The sequence below is a fragment of the Streptomyces vietnamensis genome, assembly GCF_000830005.1.
Taxonomy (GTDB): domain Bacteria; phylum Actinomycetota; class Actinomycetes; order Streptomycetales; family Streptomycetaceae; genus Streptomyces; species Streptomyces vietnamensis.
Genome location: NZ_CP010407.1, coordinates 4,476,891 through 4,500,648, shown reverse-complemented (window position 1 = coordinate 4,500,648; position 23,758 = coordinate 4,476,891). Strand labels below are relative to the sequence as shown.

Below are 23,758 nucleotides of genomic sequence, written 5' to 3'. Positions count from 1 at the left end.
GTCACGCGAGTGCGGGACCCGGTTCAGTTCCGGTCCACCCCGAGGGCGATGAGCAGTCGGCCCGGCTCGGGGCCGGGGCCCGCCCGGTTCCGGACGCAGCGCGCGCGGGGATCGGTGCGGAGGTCCGCCGTGTACGGCAGGAGCACGGCTCCGCCGGCGTCGGGCACGGCGAGCGGGGAGGCGGCGACCTGCGCGGGAAGGTGGGCGTCGAAGGTCCAGGCGTCTCCGGACCGCTCGCAGCCGTGCGGGAGCGCGGGGGCGGAGACGGTCGCGGTGCCGGAGGTCGGCAGCACGTGCCCGTGGGGGCCGTGGCAGACGCTCACGAGCAGGGCGAGGAGCGCGAGCAGGACGAGCACGGCGGGCGCCCGCCGGCTCACATCGCTCACACGCTCGTCACTCATGGTGCGCGTGAGGCTACGGTGGGGCGCAGCACGCCTGCAAAGAGGCGGGCCCGGTTTTGGCCACCGTTTACATCAGACAGGTCTCACGGGCAGGTCTCAGAGGTTCCGCTCCGCGTAGACCCTCATCGCGTCCCGGACGAGGAGCGCGGTGCCCTCGCCGTGCTTGTCGTAGTTCACGGTGAAGCGCGGGTCGTCGACGTACATCTGCCCGAGGCCGATCACGTACTCCTTGCTCGGCGTCGTGGTCGTCGACAGCCAGGCGATCTGGCGCCGCGTGATGGCCTGCACCTCCTCGCTGTCGGCGGCCAGGCCGTCCCGGGCCGCCTGCCCGAAGTCGCGGGCGATGCCGGCCTGCTCGGCCATGAACGCCTTTTTCTGCGCGTCGGTGAGCGAGCGCCACCAGCGGTCGCCCTTCTCGTACGCGTCGCGGCCCCAGCGCTCGGAGACCTCCTCCTCGTACCGCGTGTGGTCGAAACCGTCGAACACTTCCTCGGCCATGAGCTCTTCTCCCTTCTCGGTCTTGTCGAGAGTGGTCCGCACCGACGCGATCTGGCGTCCGATGCGCTCGCGTTCCTGCTCCAGGAGGGCGAGATGGGTGCGCAGGGCGGCGGACGTGTCCCGCTGCCCCGCGAGGACCTCGGCGATGGCGGGCAGCGAGAGCCCCAGCTCGCGCAGCAGCAGGATCCGCTGCAGCCGCACGAGCGCCGCCTGGTCGTAGTACCGGTAACCGTTCGCGCCGATCCGGCTCGGTTCAAGCAGTCCGCGCTCGCCGTAGTGGCGGAGGGTGCGGCTGGTGGTACCGGCCTTCTTGGCGATCTCCTGGATCGACCACTCCATGCCGAGAACGCTAAATCTTGACGTTGCGTAAAGGTCAAGCGGAGAGGATCCGGGAACCATGAAGCCCCGGAAGCCATGAAGCCCTGGAAACGACGAAGACCGGAAACGACGAAGACCCGGATTCCTGAGAATCCGGGTCTTCGTTGCTACTGAGTAGCGGGGACAGGATTTGAACCTGCGACCTCTGGGTTATGAGCCCAGCGAGCTACCGAGCTGCTCCACCCCGCGTCGGTGAACATGACTCTACGGCATGACCGGGGCGATCACGAAATCGGTTTTCCGTGGGCCGACGTCAGCAGCCGCAGTCGTCGGAGTCGACCGGCGCCGTCAGCGGGTCGGCGGCCTTCTCCGCGGGCCCCTCCCACGTCTCGTACGCGAAGCCCTCGCGCACCCAGTACTCGAAGCCGCCGAGCATCTCCTTCACCTGGAAGCCCAGCTCGGCGAGGGCGAGCGCGGCGCGCGTGGCGCCGTTGCAGCCGGGGCCCCAGCAGTACGTGACGACCGGCACGGACCGGTCGAGCAGCTGCTCGGCCTGCTCGGGGATGAGCGCGGTCGGCAGGTGGATCGCGCCGGGGACGTGGCCCTGGTCCCAGGAGGCGGTGGACCGGGAGTCGATCACCACGAAGCCCGGGTCGGTGCCCTCGGCGGCGGCGGTGGCGAGCGCGGAGGCCACGTCGGAGACGTCGGCGTGGAAGGCGAGGCTGGCCGAGAAGTAGGCGGCCGCGGCGGCGGGGGAGGCCGGCGGGGTGCGGAGTACGGGGTTGACCGGGGTCGTTGTCGTCGTCATGGTGATCAATCTACGGACGAAGATCACCGTGCTGAAGTGGGGATTCACGGTGGTCGGGGGCTTCGGCCGGGGAATCCCGGGCGTTCGCCGCGAGACGGCGGGGATCTCACGTACCGGGACCGTTGCCGGGGCCGTTTACCGGACCGCCCGGCTCGCCTCCGGTGTCACATCCAAGGGAATCGATCCGTCATGACGGCATGACGGGACGCGAACGGGGAGATCGACGAGTGGACCACACCGAGAAGGTGGACAAGGGGTTCCTGGCCCGGCGCTTCGACGCCGACCGCGGCCATCTGCGGGCGGTGGCGTACCGGATGCTGGGCTCGCTCAGCGAGGCCGAGGACGCCGTCCAGGAGGCCTGGTTCAAGCTCAGCCGCAGCGACGTCAGCGGCGTGGAGAACCTCAGCGGCTGGCTGACCACGGTCGTCGGCCGCGTCTGCCTGGACATGCTGCGCTCGCGCGGCTCGCGCCGCGAGGACCCGCTGGAGTACTACGTCCCCGATCCGGTGGTCCGGGTCGCCGACACCACCGACCCGGAGCACGCGGCCGAGCTCACCGAGTCCGTCGGGCTCGCGCTCCTCGTCGTCCTGGACACCCTGGGTCCCGCGGAGCGGCTCGCGTTCGTGCTGCACGACATGTTCGCCGTCTCCTTCGACGAGATCGCGAAGATCGTGGACCGCACCCCGGCCGCGACCCGCCAGCTCGCCAGCCGCGCCCGCCGCCGGGTGCAGGACGCCACCCCGGCGCCCGGTCCCGACGCGCGGCGGCAGCGGGAGATCGCCGACGCCTTCCTCGCCGCGGCGCACGGCGGGGACTTCGAGGGGCTGCTCGCCGTCCTCGACCCGGACGTGGTGCTGCGCGCGGACGGGGGCAGGACCCTCGCGGCCGTCTCCAAGGTCGTGCGGGGCGCCGAGGCGGTCATCGCGCAGGCCCTCACGTACGCGAAGTTCCGTACGGGCGTGCTGCAGGTCGTGGCCAACGGCCAGCCCGCGGTGGTGTCGGTCGTCCAGGGCCGCCCGGGCTCGATCATGACGTTCACGATCGTCGAGGACCGCATCGTCGAGCTGCACATCCTGGCGGACCCGGAGCGGATGGCCGTGCTCGGCCTCACGGAGGAGGACCTGGCCCGCGCGGAGTACTGAGCCGCGCGGAGCACTGAGACCGGGGCCGTACCGCGTGCGGCCCCGGCCGTGTGCGGTACGGCCGAATGCGACCCCGGTCGTGTGCGGCCCTCGCCGCGTGGGGCCCTGACCGAGTGCGGCCCTGACCGCGTACGGCCCCGGCCGAGTACGGCCCCGGCCGGGGGTCGGTCACTTCTCCCTGGCGGTCCACCAGCTCCCGACCGCCAGGGAGACGCCCGCGCTCGCGACGCCGAGGAGGGCGCCCGCGGCGACGTCGCCCGGGTAGTGCACCCCGGTGTGGACCCGGGAGTAGCCCACGGTCCACGCCAGGGCCGCGAGGGGCAGCGCGGCGGGCGGCAGCACCGAGCCGACGGCGGTGGCGAAGGCGACCGCCGACGCGGTGTGCCCGGAGGGGAACGACGCCGAGGCCGGCATGGGGACATGACGGCCCACCACCACCCGGGCCGCCTCCCGGTCCGGCCTCGGCCGGCGGACGAGCCGCTTGCCGAGCAGGTTCGCCGAGGCCGAGGCCACCGCGATCGCCCCGACCCCGGCGAGCGCGGCCCGGCGCGGCCGGCCCGGCACGAGCGCGAGCGCCGCCGCGACGGTGAACGAGATCTTGGAGTGGTTCGCCGCCGTGGAGAGCCGGCGGAACGCCGTGTCGAGCGTGGGCGTGGGGGTGGCGGCCACCGCCGCGTAGACGGCGCCGTCGACGGCCCGGATGTCGTGCAGGACCGCCCGGAGGGTCCCGGTCTTCGTGTCGTCGGTCATGCGCCGCTCCTAGTCAGGGGTACTGGGGTTCAAGAGGTACGGGTGTCCCACGGGTTTCCGTCGCCGGCGGCGGGCTCCTCGGGGAAGGCCAGCCGGGTCAGCCGCCGCCAGTCGAGGGGCGGCGGGGGCACCGGGGACCCCGGCCGGCCGCGGGGCACGAGGACCCGCAGGGCTCGGGGGCGGAGGGTGCAGACGACGGGCGTGGGCAGGGTCAGGGCCTCGCCGTCCACGGCGACGGAGATAGTGGCGCCCGGGGCGCCCCCGACCTCCACCCTGCGGGCCGTCAGGACCTTCAGGCCGGTCGCCCGGTTCCCCAGGACGGCCAGCTCGGCGGCCTGGGCGGCGCCGTCCACGCGGATGCCGATGACCCCGAGCTCGCCCCCGTCGAGACGCGTCCTGCGGGCGGCGACCGTACCGAGCGGATCGGGCGCCGCGTACGGGTTGTTGCTGACGAGGAGCGCCTGCTGCCCGGTGAGCGGGGTGGCGTCGGCGGTCGCGTCGAGGCGGTCGCCGAAACCGCCCTGGAGCAGGTCGGGCAGGACCTCGAGCGCCGTGCCGGCCTTGTCGTCGCGGTACTCGGGGCGCTGGACGACATCGGCGTACACCCCGAAGGAGACGGTGTTGACGAAGGGCCGCCCGGCGACGTCGCCGAGGTCGATCCGGAGCTCCTCGCCGTCGGTCAGGGCGTCGAGGCAGCGGGAGGGGTCGGTGCGGTCGAGGCCCAGGTCCATCGCGAAGTGGTTGCGGGTGCCGGCCGAGATCACCAGGAACGGCAGATCGTGCTCGGCGGCGACCTCGGCCACCAGCGCCTGGGTGCCGTCGCCGCCCGCCACGCCGAGCAGATCGGCGCCCTCGGCCACGGCCTTCCGGGCGAGCCCGCCGACATCGGCCGGGGCCGACGGGTCGAGCAGGATCACCCGGGCGCCGAGCGCCTCCGCCCGCTCGACGAGACCGAACCGCGCGACCTTCCCGCCACCTGACTTCGGGTTCATGATCAGTACGGGCCGGCGGGGCGGGGGGACGCTCTCCCCCCGCATCAGCGCCTTCCGCTCGTCCTCCGGGCGCCGCAGCGCGGCCCGCGCGCAGGACAGCGCGACGCCCCACAGGCCGAGGGCGACGAGGGCGTTCACCCAGACGCCCCCGGAGACGTACAGGCCGAGGGTCGTGAGGGGCGCGGCCGCGGCGAGGATCGCCCCGAACACCCGCACCGGCCCGCGGTGCGCGAGGAACCACCAGACGCCCGCGGCCGTCGCGGCGAGCCCCACGACCCCGCTCAGCAGGATCAGCATCCCGCTGCCGAGCGCGGTCAGCAGCGCCGCGCAGGCGCCCCCCACGGCGAACAGCGCATAGCGGGCCAGCTGCCGCGCCTCCCCCGCCGGATCACCGGAACCGCTCGCCGCCACCGACCCCACCTCCACACTCCGCGTCCACGTTTCCCCACGTTCCCCGGCGCCGCCCCCGTACGGAGCCGTTCGGACGAACGAAGTTCCGAGAAGAAGGACCGCGAAACGCCGAAGACAGTTCTCGGGAAGCGATGACTTTCCGACGGCAGCCTTGTCTTCACTCCCGTACGGAACCCCACGTCTTCACTCCCGTACGGCACCCCACCACGAAGCAGCCCCGGACGAACAGGAACGACCCCATGCGCATCGTCATCAGCGAGTTCATCAGCCTCGACGGCGTCGTCCAAGCCCCGGGCGGTCCCGAGGAGGACACCGACGGCGGCTTCGCGCACGGCGGCTGGACGCACCCCTTCTTCGACCCGGAGGTCGTGGGCGGCGCGTTCGACGAGGCGACCGCGCAGGCCGAGGCCCTCCTCTTCGGCCGCCGCACCTGGCAGACGATGGCCGCCGCCTGGCCGGAGCGGGCCGGCGACCCCTTCGCCGACCGGATGAACGCCCTCCCGAAGTACGTCGTCTCCGGCACCCTCGGCGAGGCCGACCTCGGCTGGAACACCACGCTCATCCCCGGCGACAAGGCCGTGGCCCGCCTCCGCGAACTCCACGGGACGCCCGGCGGAGACCTCCTCGTCATGGGCAGCCCCAGCCTCGCCCGCACCCTCCTGGCCGAGGACCTCGCCGACGAACTCCGCCTGATGGTCATGCCGGTGCTCCTCGGCGGCGGAAAGTCGATCTTCCCGGCGGACGGCGCCCTGCGCACCCTCGAACTGGCCTCCACGGTCACCAGCCCCCAGGGCGTCAACGTCTGCGTCTACCGCCGCCCGGAAGCCCACTGACCGCACAACGAGGGAGCGCATCCTGCATGTTCTCCTCGATGACACCCTGTCATCGAGGAGCGTTCACGACCCGCTCCTAGCGTCGCTGGCGCCCGGCAAGTCCGGGTGCGCCCGCCGCACGGCCCGCCAAGAGGCCGGTGCGCGGCGCCCAGCCTCCCCTAGGAGCATCCGCATGCGCATGTCCGTCAGAATGCTGACGGTCCTCGCCACGACCGGCGCGCTCGCCGCCGGTACGGCCGTGGTCGCCAACTCGGCCCCGCAGCACCGGGGCGACGACAACGAGATACACAACGTCATCTACCTGCTCGGCGACGGCATGAGCCGCTCCCACGTCGCCGCCGGTCGCGAGCGCTTCTACGGCGCCACCGGCAGGCTGAACATGGAGAAGCTGCCGAACTACGGCGCCGTCTCCACGTACGCCGTCGAGAAGGACAGCGACCAGCCCGCGCTGGTCACCGACTCCGCCAGCTCGGCCACCGCCTGGTCGTCCGGCGTGAAGACCTACAACGCCGCTCTCGGCGTCGACGCCTACGAGAAGCGCGTCGCGACGCTGATGGAGCAGGCCCACCAGGCCGGCTTCGCCACCGGCAACGTCTCCACCGCCGAGATCACCGACGCGACCCCGGCCGCCCAGTTCAGCCACGCGCTGCTGCGCGGCTGCCAGGGCCCGGTCTACTCGGACGCCTCCTGCCTGCCCAGGAAGGCCGACGGCACGTTCGAGGACAAGCCGGCCGACCAGACCATGATCACGCCGATCGCCGAGCAGATCGCCCGCAACGGCACCGCCGACGTCATCCTCGGTGGCGGCCTGGCCCGCTTCGAGCCGGACGACCAGAAGGCGCTCCAGGCCCAGGGCTACCAGGTCCTCGGCAGCTTCGGCGACCCGTCGCTGCCCGCGCAGACCGCCGCCTCCCAGCGGGTCGCCACCAAGGACGACCTGGCGAACGTCAAGCGCGGCAAGGTCGTCGGCCTGTTCAACCGCGGCAACCTGACCGTCGAGAACGCCAAGGCGAAGCTGCCGGCCGACGCGCCGCAGAAGCAGGAGCCGACGCTGGCGGAGATGACCCAGAAGTCCATCTCCCTGCTCAGCAACCGCTCCAGGAAGGGCTTCCTGCTCCAGGTCGAGGGCGCCCAGATCGACAAGCGCTCGCACGCCAACGACGCCGCGCAGACCCTCGACGAGGTCAAGGCGTTCGACGACGCCGTCAAGGCCGCGGTCGACTTCGCGAAGAAGGACGGCCACACCCTGGTGATCGTGACGGCGGACCACGAGTGCGCCGGCTTCAACATCATCGAGAAGGGCTCCTTCACCAACGCCGAGGCGGCCGCCCCGCCGGCCAACACCGACGCGGGCAACCCGGCGAACAACTCCACGCCGTCGCGCTCCTCCTCGGCCAACGTCAAGGACCCGGCCCGCTCCTCCGGCATCGTCAACGGCGCCGGCGCGAACGACCCGAAGAACTTCGGCCCGGCCACCTTCCGCACCCCGGACGACGCGGCGGACGTGAAGGACGGCAGCCCCGAGGCCAGCCTCTGGCTGGCCTACCTGTCCGGCAACCACACCGGTGCCGACGTCCCGCTGTACGCGTACGGCCCCGGCGGCAAGCGCTTCGCCGTCAGCCAGAACAACACCGACCTGTACAGCAAGATGTACCGCTCGCTGTTCGGCCGGGCCCCCCAGGCCCACTGACGGCAGCGCGGGGCCGGTGGCGCGACGACGCCCCGGCCCCGCGCCCCCACACCTCCAGGAGTACGCCGATGAGCCCGCTCACCCGCACCACGGCCGCCGCGCTCGGCCTGATCCTCCCCGCCATGGTGGCGCTCACCGGCTGCAGCGGCGGCACCGAGGACGACCACCGGGCCGCCGAGCAGCCGCCCGCGTCCGCGGCACCGGTCACCTTCCCGGCCCCGCGCACCGCGCCGGCTCCGGCCCCGACGCTCTCTCCGGCCCCGGCCAAGGGTGAAGTCCGCATCGAACAGGGCCCCTTCACCGACCGGGTGCGCCTCACCCGCCTCACGCTCACCCCGAAGCCCTCGGTCACCGGCCACCTCGCCATCACCTCCGACATCAGCGACGTCCTGGCGCTGGAACTGCGGGCCGCCTACTACGACTCCTCCGGCCGCCTCCTCGGCACCGGCACCTTCCAGTACCAGGAGGAGGGCGAGACCGGCCACGGCGAGGCCCACACCGGCCCCCGTGCCGCCGGCGACGGCATCGACTTCACCGTCCCCGCCAAGAACCTCAAGGGCGCCCCGACCACCGCGGTCGTCTCCGTCCCCGTACTCGTGAACGAGTAGCGGCAGCGCCCGGACCGGAAACCCCCGAACGCCGAAGCGCCCCGACCGGAAGGATCCGGTCGGGGCGCTCCTCTGCACCTGTAGGCCGTGTGGGACTCGAGCCCACAACCAATGGATGAGAAGTCCTGGCTGGGGTCGGATGGGTGGTGCAGCCTGGAGGCATGGGAGCGCGGTCGGCAAGCAGCTCCCTCACCAGGGGCGTTTCAGTTGCTGAGGCGGTTCAGCCGCCAGCCGATCGACCCACTGGGGTTCCCCCCGCCTGTCGCGCGGACGTTGAGGGTGAAGTCCGCCGGCGCGTTGGTGATTCTCTGGCTGACGATCGTGCCGTCGCACGCGGCGCTGGAGGGCTTCAGGCCAGTTCCTGTGATCTTTACGCTTGTGGTGCCGACGCAGACGACCTGGAGGGCGTAGCCCTTGCCGCGGTCGAGGACGGTCTGGGTATGCGCCCCTTCGGCCAGCCGCTCGAACCCCATGGCGACAAAGGCCGGATCGTCATCAGTTGAGCCGTCTCCGAGCGCCAAGCGCACCTGGGCCTCGCCCACGCTGCTCGTGGAAGCTGCAGTATTCGGGGAGCTGGTGTGTACGGGCGGAGTCGGCTCAGGGTCGGGTTGCGACGTACAGCCGGTCAAGCCGGCCGCCAAAAGACAGATGAGCACGCCGGCTGTGCGCTGTGGGCCTGTCATGAGGGAGTCTCCCAGTACTTCCATCCGGTCTCCCTCGTCGGGAGCTTCGCCGTCCAGCTCTTGACGAGAGTCTTGCCGCAACGGTCCGCGCTCGTCCTGTACTTGCCCCAGACGACCTTGAAGCCGTAGGAACCGTACTGCAAGTGCCCGTACTTCCGGGGAGAGACATCCTGCTGATAGGTGTGGCCGATGGTGTAGGTGAACTCTGCGCCGATCGTCGTGTTGATCGTCGCCTTGGCCGATGCGACCACGGCACTCAGTTCTGCTTCTCCACCTGCGGTGATCTCCGCCTTCACAGAGCCCGCCTTGGTGACACTGACGATCATTTTGCCACCTGGACCGTCCTTGAACGAGGTGCCCGGCAGCAGGGAGGGCACGAAGTAGCTGGTGCTGGAGACAATCGAGCGCCACTCCCGGTAGGGGTTGTCGCAGCGATGTGCCGAGCCTGTGTCGTCGGTGGCGTCGGGCAGCTGGGCGAGCGGGTCGTCGGAAGCGTTCAGCACGAAGGTTTCCCCCAGTTCATAGCTGGGGGCAGGAGTGGAGTCCTCCACGGGTGCCGCGGACGCGGAGCCTGTGAGGGCGGCAACCAGAGCCAACGTGAATGCAGGAACGGCAATTGCGCTGAGCTTTAAGCGAGATTCGATCATTTTCCCCTCCCCGTGCACCCCATTTTGGGGCGCTGCGAAGAACCTAATGATCACGCGGGCCGCTTTCTACTGCTTGCCGGCAACTCTGAGGTTTGCTTGAGGTTCGGCGTGATTCTGGGGGGTCCATCCAGGACAGGCATGTTCGCGCCACGCTTGACCTAGAAGGAAGCAATCTCTCCCCAGCAAAACGTGACATCAGTAGTGACACGAAATGCGGACCGGTATATAACCGGCCAGAAGTCGATAGCCAATGGCCGACAACCAACTACGCAGACCGGCGCGAAAGGAACCCTCTCATTCCCTGATGGCCACAGTGCGCCTGGAGAGGTAGACAGAAAGCCGAATCAATAGGTCTCGACCTCAGCGGCCAGCATGCGAAGCTCCTGCGCCTCTGGGACTCCGCTGTACCGGCGCAGGCGGACGCGCATGTCCTGCAAGGCGGCCTGGACCTTGACCCAGCGGATGCCGTCGGCGCAGTCGAGGAAGTCGCGCCAGGTGGCCAGGGTGCCGTCGACGTCGCCTTGGCGGAGGCGGACGCCGCCGAGGTCGGCGAGGACGATGGCGCGGGTACGGCGGCGGTCGAGGCCGTGGATGTCGAGGGCGAGGTGCTTGGTGGCCATGCGGCGGTCGTCGTCCTGGGCGGCGGCGTTGGCGAGGGTGGCCTCGTAGTAGGCAACGGCGCGCGGATTGTCGAGGTGGCGGCCGTGGTCCACGCAGGCTTCGCCGAGCTGGACGGCCTCGGCCCGGTAGCCGAGGTCGACGCACTGCACGGCGAGGCCACGGAGGGCCGTCGCGGACAGTTCCGGGTCGCCGGCTTCGGCGGCCAGGCGGAAGGCGTGGGCGTAGTAGCGCTGGGCGAGTCCGCGCAGTTCGGGGGTGTCGCCTTCGTCCTGGGCCATCCACCGTGCGCGGCCGGAGGACCGGATCAAGCGCCAGTGCGTCCCGCGCCGTGGCCGGCCCGAGGACGCCGCGGCCCTGGTGGCGTTCCTCGTAGGCCCCTCCGCCTCGTTCATCACGGGGCATTCCGTCCACGTCGACGGCGGCTGGCTGCTGCACTGAGACCGTCAACAAGTAAGGAGACGAACCGAAATGATCGAACGAGTCCGCGCCGTCCTCATCACCGCCGACGACACGATGCTGGTCATCCGCCGCACCCGGCCCGGCATCCCCGAGTACTGGGTCCTGCCCGGCGGCGGCGTCGAACCCGGCGACGAGTCCCGCGAGGCCGCCCTCCACCGGGAGATCCACGAGGAGATCGCGGGGAAGGCCGACATCGTCCGCCTTCTCCACACGCTGGAGTCCGACGACGAGCGCCAGCTCTTCTACCTCGCCCGCATCGCGACCTGGTCCTTCGAGGACCGCACCGGCCCCGAGTACAGCGCCGAAGGACGCGGCGAATACGCCCTGGAGGAGATCCCGCTGACCGTGGAGGGCCTCGACGGCATCGACCTCAGGCCCGAGGAGATCGCCCACGTCCTGCGGGGAGCCGTCAGCGCCGGAAGCCTCGGAGCCGGGGCATCGCTCTGAGCCTTCGAGTACGTCAACACGCCGCCAGGACCGGCACTGAGATGAGCCGGCCCTGGCGGCGCCCATGTACTGCTGCATGAACATGAGGGTGCGTTGCTTGGGTGGTCTCCGCGTCACCGACTCCTCGGCCGGGAGGCCATCGGCGTCATGCTCCAGGCCATGGGACGAAACAGCCAGCGCCGCCGGAGCGCACGCGTCGCTCGGGCAGCACACGACCTGAGGCCCGACCTCTCCGAGATCTCCCGGGTCCGAACCCGGAAGCGCCTGCGGGCGGACATCGCCACCTGGATGGAGAACCCCTCGAAGGGCCCCGGAGGGTCCTTCCTCGAAGGTGAACATCCCTCCGACCCCACCATGGTCATGGCGATCCTCATGGCCTGGCTCATCGGGGCAAGGGAGCAGATCGCCGAGGATCAGGCCCGGGACTCCGTCCTCTGGGTGTCGGACAACCTGGGAATCCAGCACGACGACCTTCTCCAGGTGTCGGGGTTCATCGGCCACCCGGACGCCCCCGACCTGACCCTGAACCAGGCGGTGGAGCACTACGGAGACCCGATGGCCTTCGTCCTCTCCATGGTGCTGCTGTCCGGCGGTCTGGTCGCCACGGTCGGCGACAGGGACCCGAACTGGCTCAAGCAGTTCGACCTGACGTCCTGAACGTATTCGGCCTCTGCCCCGGAGTACCGGCCCGTCCGCTCACGCATCGCTCACGCAAGCGCCCCCGAACGACGGAGCGCCCCGACCAGCCGAAACCGGTCGGGGCGCTCCTCTGTACCTGTAGGCCGTGTGGGACTCGAACCCACAACCAATGGATTAAAAGTCCACTGCTCTGCCAATTGAGCTAACGGCCCGTGGACAAGCACACCCGTGCAGCATAGCCCGAGAGGGCCCGGGAACCGATCGGGTATCCGACACCGGCCGCGCCGCGGGCCCGGTCGGTGTCGGCCGGGCCCGCGGAGGGACGGAAGGAATCAGAAGAGGGCCTTGAAGGCGTTCCAGCCGGAGCCGACCAGGACGCGGGAGCCGTACGGGCCGGTGCAGGTGCCGTTGTAGGCGTAGAGCCTGCCCGTCGTGTCGCGGGCCGCGAGGTCCGCGCAGCCGTCGCCGGAGATGTCGCCGGTCCCCACCAGGGAGGAGTAGCCGCCCCAGCCGCTGCCGACCTTCACGCGCGCGGTGACGCCGCCGGTCGCGGTGGAGTAGTACCGCCAGAGCACGCCCGAGGCGTCGACGCCGAGGAGGTCGCCGCGGCCGTCGCCGTTGAGGTCGCCGGCGCCGACGATCTTCTTGTACAGCTTCCAGTTGGCTCCGATCCTGACGCGGGCCTTCACCCGGTGGTCGGCCGTGCCGGCGTAGAAGTACACGTCGCCGGTCGACGCCTGACGCGCGACCAGGTCGGCGTATCCGTCGCCGTTCGCGTCGCCCGGGGACGTGAGGACGTCGTACTGTCCCCAGCCCGAGCCGATGGCGGTGTACGGGGAGGAGGCCGAGACCACCTTGTCGCAGCCCGGCCGGTAGGCCCGCAGCTGGTCGCCGACCCGGACGAGCACGTCGGCGCAGCCGTCGGCGTTCACGTCCCCGAAGGGCACCAGGACGGACGAGGTCGCGAACTTCGTGCCGGTCCCCGCGGTCCGCGCCGAGAAGCCGCCGTAGCCGTTGCCCTTGTACATGGACACCAGGCCCGCGGTGTCCATCACCAGGAGGTCGCCCTGCGTGTCGTTCCCGGCCAGGTCCCGCCAGGCCGGGCGGCCGCCGGTGACCGAGACCGTGCCGGTGAGGGACAGGTCCTTGCCCTGGCCGTCGGCCGTGCTCGCCGCCAGGTGCCAGGAGTACCGGCCGTTCACGACGGGCTTGCCCGCCGCCGTACGGCCGTCCCAGGAGACGTCGATGCGGCCCCGGGTCTCGCCGCCGCCGTAGCTGCGGATCACGGCCCCGGTGTACACGTCCCGCAGCGTCAGCTGCCAGATCGAGGCGGGCTTGGACAGCGTCCAGGACGGCTTCCAGCCGTCCTTCGCCCGCATGCCCGCCGGGACCTTCGCCGAGGCGGCGGTGAGGTCGGAGGCGGGCACGCCCGTCCACACCGTGTGGATGCGGTTGTCGGCGTCCTTGTACGCGACGCCCCCGCCGAAGCGGTCGACGGTCCAGGCCACCCGGCGGCCGCCGTACACGGGCGTGGAGTCGACGAGCGTACGGGCCGCCGCCGTGCCGGTGTGGAAGTCGGTGATCCGGAGGTACGGGCTGTTCCGGTCGACGTAGTAGCCGTCGCCGAGGAGGCCGCCGTCCCCGTACGAGCGGGGCAGCGCGATCCTGGCGCCGCTCTTCAGGTCGACGACGCCCTGCTTGGCGTACCGCGCGCAGGCCCAGTAGAGCCAGCGCCCGCCCGCGGTCTGGAGCTCCGTCAGCGGGCAGCCGGAACCGGTCGTGATCTTGCCGAGGTCCTTGCCGGTGGCCAGGTCCCTGCGGGCGACCTCGCCGTCCGTCTCCGTGCTCGTGAACAGCGTGTCGCCCCACAGGGCGACGGCGGCCTGCTCCTGCCGCGACACGACCTTCGAGGCGTCCAGGTCCACGACGATCGTCTCGGCGTCGGCGGCGAGTTCACCGGGGAACATGGGCTGCCCGCTCTGGACGACCGCCCAGCGGCCGAAGGCGTCGCCGATCCAGCCGTCGCTGTCGCCGTCGATGGTGACGCGGGTCGTCTTCCCCGTGGTGCCGCGGGCGATGACCGCCCGCTGGGTGTACGGGATCCGGGGGTAGGAGACCGTGCGGCCGTCGCCGGTGTCGAGGAGCGGCGAGCCGTTCCACTCGGCGTTCGCCTCGACGCCCTGCCAGGCCGGCGCGGACTGCCCGGTGTGGACCGGGCCGACGGGCAGCGTCCGGCCGTAGAAGCCGGGACCCTTCGGTCCGTCGTACTCCAGGGTGGTGAGCCGGCCGGCGCCCAGCGCGAGCGCGTCGATCTTCGCCGGGAGCGGGTCGAGGCGGCGCAGCTTCTCCAGGGCGGGTGCGCCGCCGCTCTTGCCCGGGACGACCTTGAGCAGGGACCAGTCGGTGGCGGAGGTGCCGCCGACGACGGCCGCGCCGGAACCGTCGCCGATCTGGGTGATCTCGCCCTCGGCCCGCTCCAGGAGGGTCTGCTGCTCGCCCGTCGGGGAGAGCGCGACGAGGCGGCGGTGGAGCGCCGCGTCCGTGCCCTCCTCGTCGTCGACCGCGAGGACCCGGTCGCCGACGAGTCCGATGCGGCGGACCGAGAGTCCCTCGGGCAGCGGGTAGGTCGTCTCGGGCGCGTCGAGGTCGGCCAGCTGCCGGATGTGGACCGTACGGCCGCTGTCGACCCAGGCGATGCGCTCCGGGGTCACCGCCACCGGCCCGGTGAGGACGTCGAGCGACGGGGTGGGCGAGGCGATCACGCGCATCGTCCCGGTCCGCAGGTCGACGACGCCGAGGTCGGTGTACGCGTACGAGGGGGAGCGGTCGAAGCGGATCACGGCCGTGTCGGCGTCACCGGCCACGAGCCGCGCCATGTGCAGGTCGGCGCCCTCGGGCCAGCCGGTGACGGGGACGGTCGTCCCGTCGCCGACGCGCCGGAGGAAGTAGCCGGTGGTGGTGGCGAGCGAGGAGCCGGGCGCGTACTGCTGGAAGAGCAGCGTCTCGCCGAGGATCCCCCGGAAGCTCGTGTCCTCCGGGATGGTCAGCGGCTGTTCCTCGCCGGTCCGCACGTCGCGGAGGTAGTGGGTGCCGATGCCGTGCTGGAGGTACACGTAGGGACCGCCGGTCCCCCGGTCGGCATAGGCGTCGTTGCCGTCGCCGTATCCCAGCGGCACGCTCGTGCCGCTCGCGAAGTCGGTCCACTGCGGCTCCTCGCCGCTGTGCTCGTCGGAGTCCTCCGTGCGGTGCGCGTAGCCCGTGGGCCCCACCGCGAGGACGGTCTCCTTCCGGGGCACGGTCCGCCAGTTCGGCGTGACGTCCAGCTGGTCGATGCCCACGACGGGCGCGGCCGTCGCGGTCGGCGAGAGGCCGATCCCCGAGGCGAGCAGCGCTGCGGCGAGGACGGCGGTACGCGCGCGGGGCAGCCGCGCGCGTGGGTGACGGGTCAAAGAGAGGTCCCTCCCCGGGGAAACCTGATGTGCGGGATGCGGGGAGGGGTCTGGGCCGGGCCCCCTGGCCGGCACTCCTCACCCGCGTCGGTCGTCCGGCCGAGCGTATCCCGGCCGAACGGTCGTACGAGACGGGGCCCGTGCGGCACCGGAGTGCTCGTACGGGCCCTGAGGGTCCTGCGTCAGGACAGCGTCTTGTACATCTGCCAGCCGCCGCCGATCTTCACCCGGGCGGCGAAGGCGCCGGTGCCGGTCCCGGCGTACCGCCACAGCACACCGGCCGTGTCCCGGGCCACCAGGTCCGCCTTGCCGTCACCGGTGAAGTCGCCGACGCCCACCAGGGAGTTGTAGGCCTGCCAGCCGCTGCCGATCCTGACCCGGGCGGCGAAGGCGCCGGTGCCGGTCCCGGCGTACCGCCACAGCACACCGGCCGTGTCCCGGGCCACCAGGTCCGCCTTGCCGTCACCGGTGAAGTCGCCGACGCCCACGAGGGAGTTGTAGATCTGCCAGCCTCCGCCGATCCTGACCCTCGGCTTGAACTTGCCCGTGCCGTCGTCGGCGTACATCCACAGCTCGCCGGCGGGCGTGCGGGCGAGGAGGTCGGTCCGGCCGTCGCCCGTCAGGTCGCCGGACGCGGTGAGGCTGTTGTAGATCTGCCAGCCGCTGCCGATCGTCCGCTTCGGACCGCTCGGCGCGAACGCCGTGCCGCAGCCGCCGTCGTACCGGGTCAGGACGCCCGCGGCGTCGCGCACCAGGAGGTCGTTGCACCGGTCGCCCGAGAGGTCCCCGAAGGGGACGACCGTCGAGGTGGCGGGCCAGCCGGCCGCCGAGGCGCCGGTGCCGAGGCCGCCGGTGCCCGTGCCGGTCCGCACGGCCAGCGTCCCGGTCGGGGTGAGGCCGAGCAGATCGCCCTTGCCGTCGCCACTGAGGTCGCGCCACTTGGGGAGCGGCTTGACGGGGGCGGGGGCGGTGGTGGCGGCCCGCAGCTGGGTGGTGAAGTCGCCGGTGGACTGCTCCCACACGGCGACGGGACGGTTGGCGGCATCGACGGTGACCAGACCCAGTGCATAGCCGCTGGTGTTGGTGGAGAGCGGCGTCGGGGTCGCGGACCAGGCACCGTCGACGCGCGAGGAGGCCATCAGCTTCCGGTTCGTGTTCCCCTGGGTCCAGACGGCGTGGAAGGTGCCGTCGGGGCCAGCCGTCAGGTCGAACTGGTCGTCGGGGACGTAGCCGGTGGAGATCGTCTTCAGCGCGGACCAGGTTCCGGAGGCGGACCGCGTGGTCGTCCGTGCGGTGAACCCGGTGCCCTCGTCGTAGGCGACGCCGAGCAGGGTGACGTCACCCTGCGGGTTGATGGCGACCTTGCGCCAGGCACCGGTCCGGAAGCCGTTGGCGGGCTCCTCGGCACCCCAGGTCAGGCTGCCGGCCGGACGCACGGCGATCACCTGCGTGTCGGACCCGGACGTCGGGTCGTCCGTCGACCTCCAGGCCAGCGCGGCGTGTCCGCCGCTGCCGACGGTCAGGGTGGGGCCGGTGGGGTAGGTACCGGGCTTGGAGACGGTGACCGGCTTCGACCACGTGCCGCCCGCCGCCCGGTCGGTGACCTTGACCTCACCGGTCTTGGCGTCGCCCTGGACGTAGGCGACGGTCGCCGTGCCCTGGGCCGAGTAGATGAGCTGCGGCGGGCCGTTGAGCCCCCCGTCCGCCACGGGCTCGTCGAGGCGGACCGGCTCGGACCAGGCGGCGTCCGGGGCGGTACGGACCGAGGAGTACACCCCGGCCTTCCCCGCCGAGAAGCCCTGCCAGACGGCGACGAGTTCGCCCGACGGCGAGCCGGCCAGTTGCCCGCTGTGCACCCAACCCGGGTCGCTCATGATGTCCGTCGGGTCGGACCACGTCGTGGCCCCGGCCGCGAGGGTGGCCATTCGGAACACACCGCCGGGCTTCTCGTCCCCCGGCCCACCGTCGTTCGGATACTCCATCCAGGCCGCCGTGACCGACCCGTCGGCCGAGACCGTGAGGTTGGCGTCGGAGCGCTCGCTCGGCAGGGTGCGCAGGACGTGCGCCGCGCTCCAGGCGGAACTGCCCGCCGGACGGTGCGAGACGACGAGCTCGGTCGTGCTGTGGTCCGCGGCGATCCGGTACCAGAGGGCGACGACCGTCCCGTCCTTGGCGGTCTTGAGGTCCTTGAGGCTGTGGATGGACGTGCCGTCCGTCAGCGGAGCGGACGCCGCCCACGGGTCGATCGCCGCGGCGGCGGCAGCGGCGGCCGGCACGGCGGTCGCCGTCGCGGCCAGCGGGCCGACGCCGGCGAGAAGGGTCGCGGCGGTGACGGCCGCGATGGAATGGCGTAGAAGAGCGCTACGAGGCACTCGGGTCCTCCCCTGAGGATCAAGTAGAGGCATGGAAAGACGGCGGCGCTCGTGCTGAACAGTAGGTTCGCGGCCCCCCGGCCGCACCGCCCCCATGCGAGTGCGCCGATGCTAACAGCCGTCCCCCACCTGTCGACAGCGATTTCGAACCCGTTCAAAGCAGCAGGGCCCGTACGCCACCGAAGTGTCGTACGGGCCCTGCTCAGCGTTCTACGCGATGTCAGCCGTTGCGCTTCCAGCGCGGCTTGTCGTCGCGGCGGCCGAAGGAGCCGCCGGTCGAGCCGGTGCTGCCGCGGTGGTCGTCACGACGGCCGTACGGGCGGTCGCCGCCCGAGCGGAAGCCGCCGGCGGGGCGGTCGTCGCGACGGTCGCGGTTGAACGGACGGTCGCTGCCGCGGTGGCCGCCGCGGTCGTCGCGGTTGAAGCCGCCCGACGGACGGTCGTCACGACGGAAGCCACCCGAGGGACGGTCGTCGCGGCGGAAGCCGCCGGACGGACGGTCGTTGTCACGACGCTCGAAGGAACGGCCGCCGCGGTCGTCGCGGTTGAAGCCGCCCGACGGACGGTCGTCACGACGGAAGCCACCGGACGGACGGTCGTCACGACGGAAGCCGCCACGGTCGCCACCGCGGTCGTCACGGTTGAAGCCGCCGGAGGGGCGGTCGTCGCGACGGAAGGACGGGCGGTCGTTGTCACGACGCTCGAAGGAACGGCCACCGCGGTCGTCGCGGTTGAAGCCGCCCGAGGGACGGTCGTCACGGCGGAAGCCACCGGACGGACGGTCGTTGTCGCGGCGGAAGCCGCCACGGTCGTTGTCCCGGCGGAAGCCACCGCGGTCACCGCGGTCGTCACGGTTGAAGCCACCGCGGTCACCGCGGTCGCGGCGCTCGAAGTTGCCCCGCTCGTCGCGGTAGGTCGAACGCTGCTCCTCGCGGCGCTCCTCGGCCTTCGCGGCGCGCTCGGCCTCGACGGCCGCGGCGGCGACCTCGGCCTCGGCGGCCTCGGTCACCTCGGCGACGGCCGCCTCCGGGTCCTCGCCGCGCTCGCGGGCGGCGCGGGCCACCAGGCGGTCGGCCTCCTCGCGGAGCTCGACGGCACGGCGCTGCAGGCGCTCCAGCTGCTTGGTGAGGTCGACGACCTCGCGCTCGGCCTGCTTGGCCGAGTTGTTCGCGGAGTCGGCCTGGACCTCGGTCAGCGAACGGGCGCCGGTGATCTCGGCGACCTCCGGGTCGAAGGCGCCGGCGCCGCCGACGATGTGGCGCGAGGCGTCGACGCCCGCGTCCTCCATCAGGCGGAAGATCTGGCGGCGCTGGTGCGGCAGGGCCAGGGAGACCACGACGCCGGAGCGGCCGGCGCGGGCGGTGCGGCCCGAGCGGTGCAGGTAGTCCTTGTGGTCGCCGGCCGGGTCCACGTTCAGGACCAGGTCGATGCCGTCGACGTGGATGCCTCGGGCGGCGACGTCGGTCGCGACGAGCGCGTTGACGTAGCCGTCCTTGAAGTCGGCCAGGGTGCGCGTGCGGGCGCCCTGGGTCATGCCGCCGTGCAGGGCGTCGGCCTTCACACCGGCCTCGCGCAGCTGCTCGGCGATGCGGTCGGCGCCCAGCTGGGTGCGGACGAAGATGATCGTGCGGCCCTTGCGCGCGGCGATGGCGGCGGTGACCGGGGCCTTGTCCTTCGGCTTCACGACGAGGACGTGGTGGGTCATCGTGGTGACGGCGCCGGCGGACGGGTCGACCTCGTGCGTGACCGGGTTCACCAGGTAGCGCTTGACGAGGGTGTCGATCTCGTTCTCCAGGGTGGCGGAGAAGAGGAGACGCTGGCCGCCCTCGGGGACCTGGTCGAGCAGCTCGGTGACCTCGGGCAGGAAGCCCAGGTCGGCCATCTGGTCGGCCTCGTCGAGGACGGCGACCTGGACCTGCTCCAGGGAGCAGGCGCCGCGGTTGATGATGTCGCGGAGACGGCCCGGGGTGGCGACGAGGATGTCGACGCCGCGCTCCAGGGCGTAGATCTGGTTGCCCATGGACGTACCGCCGCAGACGACCTTCATCTTGAGGCCGAGCACGTCGCCGTAGGGCTGGAGGGCGTCCGCGACCTGCATCGCGAGCTCACGGGTCGGGGTGAGGATGACGCCGCGGGGCTTCTTCTTCTCGGTGTGGCCGTCCGCGAGGGTGGCGAGCAGCGGCAGACCGAAGGAGAGGGTCTTGCCGGAGCCGGTGCGGCCGCGGCCGAGGATGTCCTTGCCGGCCAGGGCGTCCGGGATGGTCGCCGCCTGGATCGGGAAGGGGGTGGTCACGCCGTTCTGCGCGAGCTTGCGCACGACGCCCTCGGGCAGACCGAGGTCGCCGAAGGTGATGGTGGGCTCGTCGGACTCGGTCTCCTCGACGACCGCCTCGGCGGTGTCGTCGGACTCGATCTCCACGATCTCGACGGTCTCGGTGGCCTCTACGGCCTCGACGATCTCGTCGTTCTCGGGCATGACGGCGTGGTCAGAACTGAAAATGGACATGCGAAATGCGAAACCTTCCGGAGTCTCGGCACGCGCCCGTCAACTCCGTGATTTCGCAAACGACCGCCTCAATGCGGTCAGCCACGGCTAGGGAGAGTACGCGCCACGCGGCGCTCTTCTGTGTCGGCGCCGGGCAATAGGATCAAGCGATCTACCACCATACGGACTCTCCCCCACCTATGGCAAATCGGACTGCGTCACACCGGCTCGGCCTGCGGTGACGCCGCCGGCTCCGGGGGCGCGCCCGGTCCGTCCGCCGCCCGCATCGCACCCATCTGGGTGTCGGGTCCCGGCGTCGGCGGATCGCTGGGGTTCGAGGTCGGCTCCGGGGTCGGCTCGGGGGTCGGGGTGGGCGGCTCCGGGGTCGGGGTGGGCGGTTCCGGGGTCGGCTCCGGCGTGGGCGTGGACCCGCCCCCGTCCGGGCCCCCCGCACCTCCCCCGCTGCCGCCGCTCCCTCCGCTGCCGCCACTGCCCCCGCTGCCGCCGTTCCCGCCGCCGCCCGAGCCGCCGCCCGGCACCTCGTGGCCGCCACCCGTCGGCTGCGACTTCGGCGGCCCGCCGGACCCGCCCGGGCCCTCCACCGGCAGGACGGCGCCCGGCGAGGGCTTCGCGGTGCCCGACGGCGAGCCGCTCGGGACCGGGGACTCCTCGCCCGCACCGGCCGGGGCCGGCCCGCCCTTCTCCGGCCGGCCGTTCCACGAGCCGCCGCCCCCGCCCCGGACGCCCCCGCCGCCGTCGCTCTCGGCCGCCGCGCCGTGCTTCCCCCCGGACGCGCCGGGCGCCGGCTTCGCCCCCTCGTCACTCACACTCATACAGCCGCTCAGACCGGCACAGGCCGCGACGGCCAGCGCGGTGGCGGCCCATCTCACCGGGGTGGGCAAATGGCGCACGGGGGGCACCTCCAGGACACAACGGGCAGGAACGGAACGCGTCGCACTGCCCAACTCCCCCGGCACCACAAGGGACACGCGGGAAGAGGCCCGAGCCTCAGCCGTAACCGAGCGCGTGCAGCCGCTCGTCGTCGATGCCGAAGTGGTGGGCGATCTCGTGCACGACGGTGATCTCCGTCTCCGCGACCACGTCCTCGCGCGACTCGCACATCCGCAGCGTCGGCCCCCGGTAGATCGTGATCCGGTCGGGCAGCACCCCGGCGTACCACTCGCCGCGCTCGGTCAGCGGCGTCCCCTCGTAGAGCCCGAGCAGCTCGGGGTCCTCCGGGGAGGGCTCGTCCTCGACGAACACGGCGACGTTGTCCATCAGCCGTGTCAGCTCCGGCGGGATCCGGTCCAGGGCCTCGGCGACAAGCTCCTCGAACTCCTCGCGCGTCATCTCCAGCACGGGCCCATTCTCCCCCTGCCGGAATCCGTTTTGGCGATAGCGGCCGGCATCCCATATGCTTCTCACGTCCCCGACGCACTGAGAAGTGCGCAGGTGAGCCTCTAGCCCTCATCGTCTAGTGGCCCAGGACGCCGCCCTTTCAAGGCGGTAGCACGGGTTCGAATCCCGTTGGGGGCACGCAGTACCGTGTGCGAGACTAGTGATCGCGCACAAAGCAAGGCTCTGTGGAGCAGTTGGTTAGCTCGCCACCCTGTCAAGGTGGAGGTCGCGGGTTCAAGTCCCGTCAGAGTCGCTGAGGTCAGCAATGACCTCGTGGCTGGGTAGCTCAGTTGGTACGAGCGATCGCCTGAAAAGCGATAGGTCGCCGGTTCGACCCCGGCCCCAGCCACAGAGAGAAGGCCCCGTTCGAAAGAACGGGGCCTTCTTCGTTCCCCGAGAGGTGCGGCCGTACGGGAAGGGGCCCGCGCCCCTCCCCGCAGCCACCGCTCAGACCTCCTCGCGCCGCCGCGCCCTGCGGCCCCGCAGCGCGAACCCGAGGCCCACCGCCGCCACGACCGCGACGAGCAGCGCCCAGTCCGGCACCGAACGGCCGAGCGAGGCGACCCGCTCCTCCACGGCGAAGGACTCGTCCACCGACAGCAGGCCCGGCAGCGCCGTCGTCCCGTCGAAGACGAGGAACAGGGTGCCGAGGGCGATGAAGAAGAGGCCCGAGAGCAGCGAGGTGAAGTGCACCTCGAAGCGGCCGATACGGAGCGGGCGGCCGCGCAGCCAGCGCCGCCGGCCCAGCTCGTACCGGTCCCAGAGCAGCGCCAGGACGAACAGCGGGACGGCCATGCCGAGCGCGTACACCGCGAGGAGCAGTCCGCCGTACGCCGGGCTGCCGCTCAGCGCCGCCACCGTCAGGACGCTGCCGAGGATCGGGCCCGCGCAGAAGCCGGCGAGGCCGTAGACCAGGCCGAGGGCGTAGACGGAGAGCGCCGAGGTGGGCCGGATGCGGCCGCTCGCCTCGGCGATCCGGCGGGAGGTGAAGCCGAGGCCGAGGATCTGGAGGACGCCGAGCCCGATGATCAGCCAGCCCCCGGCGGTGACGAGCAGGTCCCGGTGGCCGTAGAAGAACCGGCCCGCGAGGGAGCCGGCCGCGCCGAGCGGGACGAGGGTGGTCGCCAGGCCCGCGTAGAGGATGCCGGTCCTGGCCACGAGCTTCGCGCGCGTGTCGATCGAGTACGCGAAGAAGGCGGGCAGGAGCAGGGCGCTGCACGGGCTGAGCAGGGCGAGGAGGCCGCCGAGGAAGGCGGCGAAGTAGCCGATGCCCGAGGTCACTGCTCGCCCTTCGAAGGCGCGGCCTTCGCCGCCGCCTCGATGGCCTCCGTGAAGGTCTCCAGGGGCTGGGCTCCGGCGATCGGGCGGCCGTTGATCAGGAAGGACGGGGTGGAGGTGGCGCCGAGCGCGTACCCCTGTTCCTGGTCCTTGCCGACGGCCTCCCGGGCCGCCGCGCTGTCGCTGTCCTTCGCGAACCGGCCGAGGTCGGCCACGCCGGCCTCCTTCGCGAGGGCGGCGAGGCGCTCCTTGCCGAAGCCCTTCTCCTTGGCGCCCTCGGCGTAGGCGGCCTTGTGGAACTCCCAGAACCGGCCCTGCCGCCCGGCCGCCCAGGAGGCGCGGGCGGCGTTCTCCGACTCCTCGCCGAAGATCGGGAAGTTCCGCCACTCGATGCGCAGGACGCCCTTCTCGACGTACTTCTTCACCAGGACGGGCTCGGTGTCGCGGGCGAACTTCCCGCAGTAGCCGCACTTGAAGTCGGCGTACTCGATGAGCACGACGGGCGCGTCGGCGCGGCCGAGGGCGAGCTTGTCGGAGGCGTCGCGGCGGGCGTACGCCTCCAGGTCGGCGTAGACGCCGGCGGAGGGGTCGGCGGAGACCTCGGCGACGGACGAGGAGCCGGAGGCGCCGGGGGACGCGGGCTTGGTGGCGGTGTACGAGGCGAGGCCGGCCAGTACGGCGGCAACCGCCACCCCGGAGACGATCATGAGCGGCTTGGACTTGGACGTGGACGTGGACGTGGGCATGCAGGAACGATAGGCATCCACCCCCGGGGAAGCCGCTCGTAAATGGGTTCGCCGCTTCTCGTCCGCAGGTGCGATCCTGGATC

General features: G+C 71.9%; 22 protein-coding genes and 5 tRNA genes. 10 read left to right on the top strand and 17 right to left on the bottom strand.

The genetic code is table 11. The features are described 5' to 3' along the window. Window positions 1–23: 23 nt before the first annotated feature. From SVTN_RS20185 to SVTN_RS20170, 4 genes are all read right to left on the bottom strand, one after another. A complete protein-coding gene (locus tag SVTN_RS20185; RefSeq protein ID WP_159026479.1) occupies window positions 24–401 on the bottom strand; it encodes a hypothetical protein in 378 nt (125 codons plus the stop codon). A gap of 96 nt (window positions 402–497) precedes the next feature. After that, a complete protein-coding gene (locus SVTN_RS20180) occupies window positions 498–1,238 on the bottom strand; it encodes a MerR family transcriptional regulator (protein WP_041130356.1) in 741 nt (246 codons plus the stop codon). Window positions 1,239–1,392: 154 nt separating this feature from the next. After that, window positions 1,393–1,466: transfer RNA gene (locus tag SVTN_RS20175), tRNA-Met, on the bottom strand. A 64-nt stretch (window positions 1,467–1,530) separates the two neighbouring features. Then, window positions 1,531–2,025 carry a rhodanese-like domain-containing protein gene (locus SVTN_RS20170; protein WP_041134081.1) on the bottom strand — a complete coding sequence of 165 codons (495 nt, stop codon included), beginning with the start codon at window positions 2,023–2,025 and terminating at the stop codon, window positions 1,531–1,533. A 197-nt stretch (window positions 2,026–2,222) separates the two neighbouring features. Here SVTN_RS20170 and sigJ point away from each other — a divergent pair, with 197 nt between their 5' ends. Next, entirely contained in the window at window positions 2,223–3,167 is a 945-nt protein-coding gene (gene sigJ, locus SVTN_RS20165) for an RNA polymerase sigma factor SigJ (RefSeq protein ID WP_052499220.1), read from the top strand. Window positions 3,168–3,335: 168 nt separating this feature from the next. Here sigJ and SVTN_RS20160 read toward each other — a convergent pair whose 3' ends face one another. Further along, window positions 3,336–3,917: a phosphatase PAP2 family protein gene (locus tag SVTN_RS20160; protein WP_041130355.1), complete on the bottom strand. Its 582-nt coding sequence runs from the start codon at window positions 3,915–3,917 to the stop codon at window positions 3,336–3,338. 29 nt (window positions 3,918–3,946) lie between these two features. After that, on the bottom strand, window positions 3,947–5,320 hold the full coding sequence (locus tag SVTN_RS20155; protein ID WP_041130354.1) for a diacylglycerol kinase family protein: 1,374 nt from the start codon (window positions 5,318–5,320) through the stop codon (window positions 3,947–3,949). 239 nt (window positions 5,321–5,559) lie between these two features. Here SVTN_RS20155 and SVTN_RS20150 point away from each other — a divergent pair, with 239 nt between their 5' ends. From SVTN_RS20150 to SVTN_RS20140, 3 genes are all read left to right on the top strand, one after another. Beyond that, window positions 5,560–6,153 carry a dihydrofolate reductase family protein gene (locus tag SVTN_RS20150; RefSeq protein ID WP_041130353.1) on the top strand — a complete coding sequence of 198 codons (594 nt, stop codon included), beginning with the start codon at window positions 5,560–5,562 and terminating at the stop codon, window positions 6,151–6,153. Window positions 6,154–6,325: 172 nt separating this feature from the next. After that, on the top strand, window positions 6,326–7,843 hold the full coding sequence (locus SVTN_RS20145) for an alkaline phosphatase (RefSeq protein ID WP_041130352.1): 1,518 nt from the start codon (window positions 6,326–6,328) through the stop codon (window positions 7,841–7,843). Between the two features lie 68 nt (window positions 7,844–7,911). Next, window positions 7,912–8,451: a hypothetical protein gene (locus tag SVTN_RS20140; protein ID WP_041130351.1), complete on the top strand. Its 540-nt coding sequence runs from the start codon at window positions 7,912–7,914 to the stop codon at window positions 8,449–8,451. A gap of 203 nt (window positions 8,452–8,654) precedes the next feature. On the opposite strand, the gene SVTN_RS20135 is transcribed toward SVTN_RS20140, so the two are convergent. The 3 genes from SVTN_RS20135 to SVTN_RS20125 form a co-directional block, all read right to left on the bottom strand. Beyond that, a complete protein-coding gene (locus SVTN_RS20135) occupies window positions 8,655–8,993 on the bottom strand; it encodes a hypothetical protein (protein ID WP_041130350.1) in 339 nt (112 codons plus the stop codon). A 137-nt stretch (window positions 8,994–9,130) separates the two neighbouring features. Then, the gene (locus SVTN_RS20130; protein ID WP_245727598.1) at window positions 9,131–9,781 is read right to left on the bottom strand and encodes a hypothetical protein; all 651 of its coding nucleotides are present in this window, start codon (window positions 9,779–9,781) and stop codon (window positions 9,131–9,133) included. Window positions 9,782–10,125: 344 nt separating this feature from the next. Then, entirely contained in the window at window positions 10,126–10,680 is a 555-nt protein-coding gene (locus SVTN_RS20125) for a hypothetical protein (RefSeq protein ID WP_174518271.1), read from the bottom strand. Between SVTN_RS20125 and SVTN_RS42180 the strand changes: the two genes are divergently transcribed. From SVTN_RS42180 to SVTN_RS45620, 3 genes are all read left to right on the top strand, one after another. Beyond that, window positions 10,658–10,840, top strand: a complete 183-nt coding sequence (locus tag SVTN_RS42180; RefSeq protein ID WP_342669683.1) for an SDR family oxidoreductase — start codon at window positions 10,658–10,660, stop codon at window positions 10,838–10,840. The genes SVTN_RS20125 and SVTN_RS42180 overlap by 23 nt on opposite strands. Window positions 10,841–10,870: 30 nt before the next feature. Then, window positions 10,871–11,308, top strand: coding sequence for an NUDIX hydrolase (locus SVTN_RS20120; RefSeq protein ID WP_041130349.1), 438 nt, complete (start codon window positions 10,871–10,873; stop codon window positions 11,306–11,308). 159 nt (window positions 11,309–11,467) lie between these two features. Then, a complete protein-coding gene (locus tag SVTN_RS45620) occupies window positions 11,468–11,965 on the top strand; it encodes a hypothetical protein (protein ID WP_245727597.1) in 498 nt (165 codons plus the stop codon). A 121-nt stretch (window positions 11,966–12,086) separates the two neighbouring features. On the opposite strand, the gene SVTN_RS20110 is transcribed toward SVTN_RS45620, so the two are convergent. The 6 genes from SVTN_RS20110 to SVTN_RS20085 all read right to left on the bottom strand — a co-directional run bounded on the left by SVTN_RS20110 (window position 12,087) and on the right by SVTN_RS20085 (window position 21,612). Further along, window positions 12,087–12,159, bottom strand: a tRNA-Lys gene (locus SVTN_RS20110). Between the two features lie 120 nt (window positions 12,160–12,279). Continuing rightward, window positions 12,280–15,396, bottom strand: a complete 3,117-nt coding sequence (locus tag SVTN_RS20105; RefSeq protein WP_052499219.1) for an FG-GAP-like repeat-containing protein — start codon at window positions 15,394–15,396, stop codon at window positions 12,280–12,282. A 182-nt stretch (window positions 15,397–15,578) separates the two neighbouring features. Then, the gene (locus SVTN_RS20100) at window positions 15,579–17,768 is read right to left on the bottom strand and encodes an FG-GAP repeat domain-containing protein (protein WP_041130348.1); all 2,190 of its coding nucleotides are present in this window, start codon (window positions 17,766–17,768) and stop codon (window positions 15,579–15,581) included. Window positions 17,769–17,988: 220 nt separating this feature from the next. Further along, a complete protein-coding gene (locus tag SVTN_RS20095; RefSeq protein WP_041130347.1) occupies window positions 17,989–20,274 on the bottom strand; it encodes a DEAD/DEAH box helicase in 2,286 nt (761 codons plus the stop codon). A 197-nt stretch (window positions 20,275–20,471) separates the two neighbouring features. Then, the gene (locus SVTN_RS44830) at window positions 20,472–21,164 is read right to left on the bottom strand and encodes a hypothetical protein (protein WP_167352185.1); all 693 of its coding nucleotides are present in this window, start codon (window positions 21,162–21,164) and stop codon (window positions 20,472–20,474) included. A gap of 97 nt (window positions 21,165–21,261) precedes the next feature. Beyond that, on the bottom strand, window positions 21,262–21,612 hold the full coding sequence (locus tag SVTN_RS20085) for a metallopeptidase family protein (RefSeq protein ID WP_041130346.1): 351 nt from the start codon (window positions 21,610–21,612) through the stop codon (window positions 21,262–21,264). Between the two features lie 104 nt (window positions 21,613–21,716). On the opposite strand from SVTN_RS20085, the gene SVTN_RS20080 reads away from it, so the two are divergent. The 3 genes from SVTN_RS20080 (at window position 21,717) to SVTN_RS20070 (ending at window position 22,000) form a co-directional block, all read left to right on the top strand. After that, a tRNA-Glu gene (locus tag SVTN_RS20080) sits at window positions 21,717–21,789 on the top strand. A 41-nt stretch (window positions 21,790–21,830) separates the two neighbouring features. Beyond that, window positions 21,831–21,904: transfer RNA gene (locus tag SVTN_RS20075), tRNA-Asp, on the top strand. A 22-nt stretch (window positions 21,905–21,926) separates the two neighbouring features. Beyond that, window positions 21,927–22,000: transfer RNA gene (locus SVTN_RS20070), tRNA-Phe, on the top strand. Between the two features lie 98 nt (window positions 22,001–22,098). On the opposite strand, the gene SVTN_RS20065 is transcribed toward SVTN_RS20070, so the two are convergent. After that, a complete protein-coding gene (locus tag SVTN_RS20065) occupies window positions 22,099–22,932 on the bottom strand; it encodes a cytochrome c biogenesis CcdA family protein (protein ID WP_041130345.1) in 834 nt (277 codons plus the stop codon). Continuing rightward, complete coding sequence (locus SVTN_RS20060) at window positions 22,929–23,675, bottom strand: DsbA family protein (RefSeq protein ID WP_041130344.1); 747 nt, start codon at window positions 23,673–23,675, stop codon at window positions 22,929–22,931. Before SVTN_RS20060 ends, SVTN_RS20065 begins: the two co-directional genes overlap by 4 nt. Window positions 23,676–23,758: the final 83 nt, after the last annotated feature.